The 7,663-nt window shown below is 60.1% G+C and carries 8 protein-coding genes; 3 read left to right on the forward strand and 5 right to left on the reverse strand.

Translation table 11 applies throughout. The annotated features are described in order from the left end of the window. Positions 1–45: 45 nt before the first annotated feature. The 5 genes from FHX10_RS31880 to FHX10_RS31900 form a co-directional block, all read right to left on the reverse strand. A complete protein-coding gene (locus FHX10_RS31880; protein WP_047616821.1) occupies positions 46–1,125 on the reverse strand; it encodes a glycine betaine/L-proline ABC transporter ATP-binding protein in 1,080 nt (359 codons plus the stop codon). Beyond that, positions 1,118–2,005, reverse strand: a complete 888-nt coding sequence (locus FHX10_RS31885; RefSeq protein ID WP_047616819.1) for an ABC transporter permease — start codon at positions 2,003–2,005, stop codon at positions 1,118–1,120. Before FHX10_RS31885 ends, FHX10_RS31880 begins: the two co-directional genes overlap by 8 nt. A 95-nt stretch (positions 2,006–2,100) precedes the next feature. Beyond that, positions 2,101–3,102, reverse strand: a complete 1,002-nt coding sequence (locus FHX10_RS31890) for an ABC transporter substrate-binding protein (RefSeq protein ID WP_063474167.1) — start codon at positions 3,100–3,102, stop codon at positions 2,101–2,103. Between the two features lie 67 nt (positions 3,103–3,169). Beyond that, on the reverse strand, positions 3,170–3,964 hold the full coding sequence (locus tag FHX10_RS31895; RefSeq protein ID WP_063474168.1) for a pyrroline-5-carboxylate reductase family protein: 795 nt from the start codon (positions 3,962–3,964) through the stop codon (positions 3,170–3,172). Positions 3,965–3,975: 11 nt separating this feature from the next. After that, on the reverse strand, positions 3,976–4,605 hold the full coding sequence (locus FHX10_RS31900; RefSeq protein WP_063474169.1) for a TetR/AcrR family transcriptional regulator: 630 nt from the start codon (positions 4,603–4,605) through the stop codon (positions 3,976–3,978). Between the two features lie 147 nt (positions 4,606–4,752). Between FHX10_RS31900 and FHX10_RS31905 the strand changes: the two genes are divergently transcribed. The 3 genes from FHX10_RS31905 to FHX10_RS31915 form a co-directional block, all read left to right on the forward strand. Then, the gene (locus tag FHX10_RS31905) at positions 4,753–6,789 is read left to right on the forward strand and encodes an NADH:flavin oxidoreductase (protein WP_063474170.1); all 2,037 of its coding nucleotides are present in this window, start codon (positions 4,753–4,755) and stop codon (positions 6,787–6,789) included. A 47-nt stretch (positions 6,790–6,836) separates the two neighbouring features. Beyond that, entirely contained in the window at positions 6,837–7,439 is a 603-nt protein-coding gene (locus FHX10_RS31910; protein WP_048338176.1) for a dimethylsulfoniopropionate lyase, read from the forward strand. A 33-nt stretch (positions 7,440–7,472) separates the two neighbouring features. Further along, a partial coding sequence (locus FHX10_RS31915; protein ID WP_409527300.1) for an electron transfer flavoprotein subunit beta/FixA family protein occupies positions 7,473–7,663 on the forward strand: 191 nt, incomplete at its 3' end.

Genomic DNA, 7,663 nt, shown 5'->3' on the forward strand with positions numbered 1-7,663 from the left:
ATATCGGTATCGCCAACGAAACGGAGAGACGGCCGCATTTGAGCTTCAGAGTGCGACCGAGAGGGCGCTATCGCGTCGGGGAGCCACCTCCTGCGAGTTCACCATCGCGCCTGCGAGCTGGCGGAAGGTGACGAGACCCAATGCTTCGCCTGATGGTGAAATCACCCTGGCATCGTCGTCCGGCGCCGATGCCAGGATCCGGACGGCCTCTTCGACTGTCGTGCCTGACGCAATCGTCAATCCGCCGGGTACTGCGCCGGAATGCAGGGGGGTCATGACGGCTTCGACATGGATGACGCGGCCGCGATTAACCTCCTTGACGAAGTTGGCGATGTAATCGTCCGCCGGACGCAGGACGATGTCCTGGCTGGTGCCCTGCTGGATGACTTCGCCGTCGCGCAGGATCGCAATCTGGTCGCCCAGGCGAAGGGCTTCATCGAGATCGTGGGTGATGAAGACGATGGTTTTCTTGATCTCCCTCTGAATGTCGAGAAGGACCGTCTGCATATCCGTGCGGATCAAGGGATCGAGCGCCGAATAGGCTTCGTCCATCAAAAGGACCGGCGCATCGTTGGAAAGGGCGCGCGCCAGGCCGACACGCTGTTGCATGCCGCCGGAGAGCTGGTTGGGATATTTCTGCTCGAAGCCCTTGAGACCGACCCGCTCCAGCCAGCGCATGGCGACGTCGACGGCTTTCGAACGCTCCATGCCCTGCACTTCGAGGCCGAAGATGGTATTGTCGAGAACATTCCGGTGCGGCAGAAGCGCGAACTTCTGAAACACCATGGCCGTCTGGTGCCGGCGAAACGCCCGCAATTCGGTCTCGTTCATTTTCACGACATCGACGCCGTCGACAAGCACTTCGCCGGCGGTTGGATCGATCAGACGATTGATGTGGCGGATGAGGGTCGATTTGCCCGAACCCGAAAGGCCCATGATGACCTGGATGCGGCCCGAAGGTATCTCGATATTGATATTGCTCAAGCCCAGCACGTGGCCATGCTTTTGGTTGAGCTCGGTCTTCGACAATCCTTTTTGGACGGCATCGACGTAAGCGGCAGGATTGGGACCGAAGATCTTGTAGAGATGGCGGATCTTGATGCCGCCGAAACGTTGATCAGCCATGGACGATCTCCCGATGCTTCTGGAGCCTCTTGCCATATGCCTGGCTGACCCGGTCGAAGATGATGGCGATGCCGACGATGGCAAGGCCGTTGAAAATGCCCAGAGTGAAGTACTGGTTGGCGATCGCCTTCAGAACCGGCTGGCCAAGACCCTGGACACCGATCATCGAGGCGACGACGACCATGGCGAGCGCCATCATGATGGTCTGGTTGATGCCGGCCATGATGGTGGGAAGCGCCAGCGGCAACTGGACCTTGAACAGTTTCTGCGAGCTCGATGTCCCGAAGGCGTCGGCCGCCTCCAGCACGTCCTTGTCGACCAGGCGGATACCGAGGTCGGTCAGCCTGATCATCGGCGGGATGGCGTAGATGACGACGGCGATCAGTCCCGGCACCTTGCCGATGCCGAGCAGCATGACGACAGGGATCAGGTAGACGAAGCTCGGCATGGTCTGCATGACGTCGAGGATCGGGTTGATGACGCGCTGCAGCCGGTCGGAACGCGCCATCAGGATCCCCATCGGGATGCCGATGGCGATCGAGAGCACGGTACAGACGAAGATCATCGAGACCGTCCGCATCGTATCGTCCCACATGTCGAAATAGCCGATCAGCAGCAGTGTCACGAGACAGCCGAAGACGATCTTCAGGCTGCGGCTCGCAAACCATGCGATCACAAGGATGATGGATGTGATGATCGGCCACGGCGTCTGCGTCATGAAGCGGTCGGCGGCGATGAGAAAATGCTGCAGCGGGGAGAAGAGGCTTTCGATCGCGTCGCCATAGCTGCGAGTAAAGGCGCGAAAGCCGTCATCGATCGCCTTCTTCAGATTGCGAAGGGCATCATCATCCATATGCGGGAATTTATAAAACCATTCCATTCGGTTCCCCTTTTTCTTCAAAGAGCCGCGGCAGTCTTTTTGATTTTATCGGCAGCGAGAGGCGGTGCGCTTTGAGCGCACCGCAATAGTCGGCGTTAAAGCGCAGCTTCGATCTTCGCGGCTGCCTCAGGCGAGACCCACTTTGTCCAGAGGTCCTTGTTTTCCTTCAGGAAGTGCTTTGCGCCATCTTCGCCGGTTGCCTGGTTGTCGGTCATCCACGCCATCAGCTTGTTGACCGTGTCATTGCTCCAGGAGCGCTTCGTCAGATAGTCCATGACCTCAGGCCCGACCTTTTCCGAGAAGGGCTTGGCAACCAAGGTCACGACGTGATCGACCGGCCATGCGTTCGGCTTCGGATCGGGGCAATCGGCGACGGTGATGCAGCGCTTCCATTCGGCTGCATCCTGCGGCACACCGGCTTCGAGCTTGACCATCTGATACTTGCCGAGCAGCGCGGTCGGCGCCCAGTAATAGCCGGCCCAGCCTTCCTTGCGTTCGTAAGCCTTGGCGATAGAACCATCGAGGCCGGCGGCTGAGCCGGTATCGACGAGGGTGAAGCCGGCCTTCTCGGCTTCGAAGGCCTTGTAGAGCTGCGTGGTCACGACGGTGCCGCCCCAGCCCTGCGGCCCGTTGTAGATGGCGCCCTTCTTCGGATCTTCCGGATCGGGGAAGAGTTCCGGATGCTTCAGCACGTCGCCGATGGTCTTGATATCGGGATGGGCATCGGCAACATATTTGGGAATCCACCAGCCCTGTACGCCGCCATCGGGCAGCGGAGAGCCGACCTGGACGATCCGGCCTTCATCCGTTCCCTTCTTGACGACATCGGGAAGCAGGTCGATCCAGGCTTCCGGCGCGATATCGGGCTGGCCCTTTTCGGCCATGGAGGTGATCGTCGGGACGGTGTCGCCGACGGTGATGTCGGCCTCGCAGCCATAACCTTCGTTCAGGATGAACTTGTCGAGGTTAGAGAGAACCTCTGCACTCTGCCAGTTCATGCTGGCGATGGTCACACTGCCGCATTCGGCGGCGCTGGCGAAAGACGCCCCGCCGATCAGGCCGAATGTCAGGCATGTCGATGCAAGTAGTTTTTTCATTTCGTTCCCTCTGCTTAGCGGCCGATTTTGACGAGCGGGGCGCCGCAGGAACCCGCTCCAACGGTTGTCAGGAAGCGTCTCCCATACTCACCGATTTCTTGAATGCCGCCGACAGTCCCTTGGCGACGGAAGCGTTGAACCCGGCAGCGCGCATGCCTTCGATGGCTGCTGCGGTGGTGCCGCGATAGGCGAGAAAGGTTTGAACGACGTCGTCAGGACATTCGTCACGGCGCTCCAGCAGGCGGCCGGCGCCTGTCATCACCGTGTTGACGGCCCGCTGCGCAATCTCCGCCGGCAGGCCATGGGCGACGGCGTCGCTCATCATGGCGGCTGCGAGCAGCGCCGGGAATGCCGGTCCGGATCCGGAAAGGCCGGTGAGATAGTCGATGTCGCTTTCCCTTCCGACCTCGTCCTCAGATCCGCATGCCTGGAAAATGGCGCGGACGACTGCTCGATCGTCTTCCGTGACGTCGCTTGTGCCAGTCCAGGGCGTATAGGATCTGGTTACTTCGGCAGCGGCATTCGGCAGAGCGCGGACGACGCGAGCGGTGTTGTGGCGTTCCGAAAGTGCGCCCAAGCGGATGCCCGCCATGACAGAGATGACGAGCCTGCCGCCGGCATCGAACTCCAGGGCCTGCCAGTCGGCCGGACGAACGGAGAGAAGGATCACATCCGAGCGGTCGGCAAGCTCCTGATTGTCGGTGGTCAGGAAAGAATTCGGGAAACGGCGCGGCGGCTCGCTGCGATAGGAGAGGGAGAGATTTCGAGGACCGACCAGGCCGGCATCGAGGATCGAGCCGGCGATTGCTCCGCCAAGCCATCCGCCGCCGCCAATGATACCGATCCTCAAGGAAACGCTCATCTCGGCCTTCCCTAACCGGGCCTATGGCCATGCCGGGAGAAGAAGCGATCGAGCTCCCTCTGCTGCGGCACTTCGCCGGTGTAGATCGCAATATACTCTGGAATCCGTTTCATGCGGACGGCGAGTTCCTCCCTGGACTGCATGGAGATATAGCCGATCTGAACGAGGTAAGTTGTTCGCGCTCTGACATCTGATGTCGTTTCTGGTAGTCCGAACCGGATGAACATGCGCTTGAGCGCTTCCAGGCGAAGCTGATCGGCTTGCCGGACTTCGGCGAGAATCTCGTCGGACTGCAGCGCCCAGCTGCGCACGGCGAATTCAAACCTGGCGTCGAACAGATCATTGTTGAGCCAGCAATCGAAGACGTTGAGCATCGCCTCGGCAAGCGATTCCGCGTAAGCTTCCGACTGCTTGACGATGTTGCCGGTGTTTTTATCGCGCCAGCGCGCCACAAGCGCGGCCAACAGCTCCTCCCGATCCTTGAAGAACCAGTAGAAGCTCGTGCGAGAGAGATTGAGCTTCTTCGCCAGCGGCAGAATCTTCACCGAATCCACCCCGGAATCCAGCAGGGAGTGATACGCTGCTTCCAGCCATCCCTCCTGTGATCCGCGCCAGCCAGTGTCGTTCAAAGCCTGATCCATGGGGTGTTTCCTATCAAATTATCAAACCACGCACAAGAAAAATGTACATCAGTGTCGAAAATAACGACCCGTTTGTTTTCCTCGTTGACACTTATGTACATTATGCTTAGCGTCTCCTCTGACGTTTTTAATCCGGAACCACGGCCCATGTCGAATGACCCCCTTCTTCAGCCCTATCAGCTCAAGCATTTGAAGCTGCGCAACCGTCTCATCGTGACCTCCCACGAGCCTGCCTATCCGGAAGACGGCATGCCGAAGGAGAGGTATCGCGCCTATACGGTGGAGCGGGCAAAGGGCGGCGTGGCGCTGACGATGACCGCAGGCTCGGCCGCGGTGTCCAGGGACAGTCCGCCGGTTTTCAACAACCTGCTCGCCTATAAGGACGAGATCGTCCCGTGGATCAGGGAAATGACCGACGCTGTGCATGAAGAGGGGGCGGCGATCATGATCCAGCTCACCCATCTCGGCCGGCGCACGCGCTGGGACAAGGGCGACTGGCTGCCGGTCGTGGCGCCGTCGCATCATCGCGAGGCATCCCACCGCGCCTTCCCGAAGAAGATGGAAGATTGGGACATCGAGCGCATCATCAAGGATTTCGCCGATGCTGCGGAGCGCATGAAGGCGGGCGGCATGGACGGTGTCGAGCTGGAGGCCTACGGCCATCTGATCGACCAGTTCGCGTCGCCGCTGACCAACGAACTCGATGGTGCCTATGGCGGCTCTCTCGAAAACCGCATGCGCTTCTGTCTCGATGTGTTCAAGGCGATCCGGCAAAGGGTGGGTGACGACTTCATCCTCGGCGTTCGTTATACCGCCGACGAATGTCTTCCCGGCGGTACCGGCAAGGCCGAAGGCATGGAGATTTCCAAGCGGCTCCGCGATAGCGGCCTCATCGACTATCTGAACGTCATTCGGGGCCACATCGATACCGATGCGGGTTTGACGGATGTCATTCCGATCCAGGGCATGGCAAACTCTCCGCACCTGGATTTTGCCGGTGAAATCCGGGCCGCGACCAATTTTCCGACGTTCCACGCTGCCAAGATACCGGACGTCGCGACCGCGCGTCACGCGATCGCGGCCGGGAAAGTCGACATGATCGGCATGACCCGCGCCCACATGACCGATCCGCACATCGTCCGCAAGATCATCGAAAAACGGGAAGAGGATATCCGCCCCTGCGTCGGCGCCAATTACTGTCTCGATCGCATCTACCAGGGCGGCGCCGCCTTCTGCATCCACAATGCCGCCACCGGCCGCGAACTGACGATGCCGCATATCGTGGCGAAGGCCGACGCCAGGAAAAAAGTCGTCATCGTCGGCGCCGGCCCGGCCGGTCTGGAAGCGGCGCGCGTCGCCGGGGAACGCGGCCATCAGGTCGTCGTTTTCGAGGCGGCGAACAATCCCGGCGGTCAGATCCGGCTCACCGCCCAGAGTGAGCGCCGCAGGGAGATGATCAGCATCATCGACTGGCGCATGAGCCAGTGCGAGAAATACGACGTCACCTTCCACTTCAACACCTGGGCGGAAGCCGACACCATCGAGGCCGAAAATCCCGATGTCGTCATCATTGCGACCGGCGGCCTGCCGCATACCGAGGTTCTCACGAGCGGCAACGAGCTGGTGGTCTCTTCGTGGGACATCATTTCCGGCGACGTGAAGCCTGGAACCAACGTGCTGATCTTCGACGATGCCGGCGACCATGCCGGCCTGCAGGCGGCGGAGTTCATCGCCAAGGCAGGCGCCAAGGTCGAGATCATGACGCCGGACCGGTCCTTCGCGCCTGAGGTCATGGCCATGAACCTGGTGCCCTATATGCGTTCTCTTCAGAAGCACGACGTGACCTTCACCGTCACCTACCGTCTGGAAGCCGTCGAGAAGAGCGGCAACCAGCTGGTCGCTCATATCGGCAGCGATTACGGCGGGATTGCCAGGCAGCACAGCTTCGACCAGATCGTCGTCAATCATGGGACCATCCCGCTCGATGAGCTCTATTTCGAACTGAAACCCAATTCGAGCAATCTCGGTGAGATGTCGCACGACCAGCTTCTGTCTGGAGAACCCCAGTCCATCGTCCGCAATCCCGACGGCAGGTTCCAGCTGTTCCGGATCGGCGATGCCGTGGCCGCACGCAACACGCATGCCGCCGTCTATGACGGACTGCGCATCGCAAAAGATATCTGATCGCAAGATCAGCCGCCTGTCGGCGGGTCGTTTCGGGAGGTGATGACATGAGTTTGCGCAATGAAAGCCTCCAGATTTTCGTGGATGCGGCTTTCGTGGCTTTCGACCAATTTGCCAGGGCGCCGGAAGCCCGTCGCTCGATTCGTCAGATTTCTACGGCGCTGGAATGCCCGGGAGATGCACGCGCAGGGGAAGGAAGTCGATTGCCCGTGTGTGCGCTCCTTGATGTGGCGCTCTCGATCGATCCGTCCTATCCTTCGCTGGCGCGTTTGATCGAGGGGTTCAAAGGCATCGAGCCAATGCTTGAATGGCGTCGGCGCACCAAGTATGACCACACGGCCAGCGACAATTTTGTCGATGGCCATGCCAATGCGATGATCATCGGCCCGGGAGGATTGGAGGAGCGGAGCGACCTGTGGATCGGCGTGACGTTGATGGCGCCTCACATGCGCTACCCCGATCACGACCATGCACCGGAGGAAGTCTACCTCGTGCTTTCCGAGGGAGAATTCCAGCAGGGGGAAGGGGACTGGTTTTCGCCTGGTATCGGCGGATCCTTCTACAATCTCCCTGGCATCAAACATGCCATGAGGTCGCTCGACACGCCGCTCTTCGCCTTCTGGGCATTGCTTGCCGAACGGCCGCACTGACGGCCGGTAGTCTAGAAATAAAGGGGGTCACCCATGAAGATACTCGTGCCCGTCAAACGGGTTGTCGACTACAACGTGAAGATCCGGGTTCGTCCGGATGGCACGGGTGTCGAGCTTGCCAATGTGAAAATGTCGATGAACCCGTTCGACGAGATCTCGGTGGAAGAGGCGCTGCGGCTGAAGGAAGCCGGCAAGGCCGAAGAGGTGGTCGTGGTGTCGATCGG

Source organism: Rhizobium sp. BK591 (genome assembly GCF_014195045.1).
In the GTDB taxonomy this organism is placed as follows: domain Bacteria; phylum Pseudomonadota; class Alphaproteobacteria; order Rhizobiales; family Rhizobiaceae; genus Rhizobium; species Rhizobium anhuiense.

Excerpts from the sequence above, each read along its gene's own strand:
- FHX10_RS31880 (WP_047616821.1), bottom strand. The coding sequence starts at position 1,125 with ATGGCTGATCAACGTTTCGGCGGCATCAAGATCCGCCATCTCTACAAG.
- FHX10_RS31885 (WP_047616819.1), bottom strand. The coding sequence starts at position 2,005 with ATGGAATGGTTTTATAAATTCCCGCATATGGATGATGATGCCCTTCGC.
- FHX10_RS31890 (WP_063474167.1), bottom strand. The coding sequence starts at position 3,102 with ATGAAAAAACTACTTGCATCGACATGCCTGACATTCGGCCTGATCGGC.
- FHX10_RS31895 (WP_063474168.1), bottom strand. The coding sequence starts at position 3,964 with ATGAGCGTTTCCTTGAGGATCGGTATCATTGGCGGCGGCGGATGGCTT.
- FHX10_RS31900 (WP_063474169.1), bottom strand. The coding sequence starts at position 4,605 with ATGGATCAGGCTTTGAACGACACTGGCTGGCGCGGATCACAGGAGGGA.
- FHX10_RS31905 (WP_063474170.1), top strand. The coding sequence starts at position 4,753 with ATGTCGAATGACCCCCTTCTTCAGCCCTATCAGCTCAAGCATTTGAAG.
- FHX10_RS31910 (WP_048338176.1), top strand. The coding sequence starts at position 6,837 with ATGAGTTTGCGCAATGAAAGCCTCCAGATTTTCGTGGATGCGGCTTTC.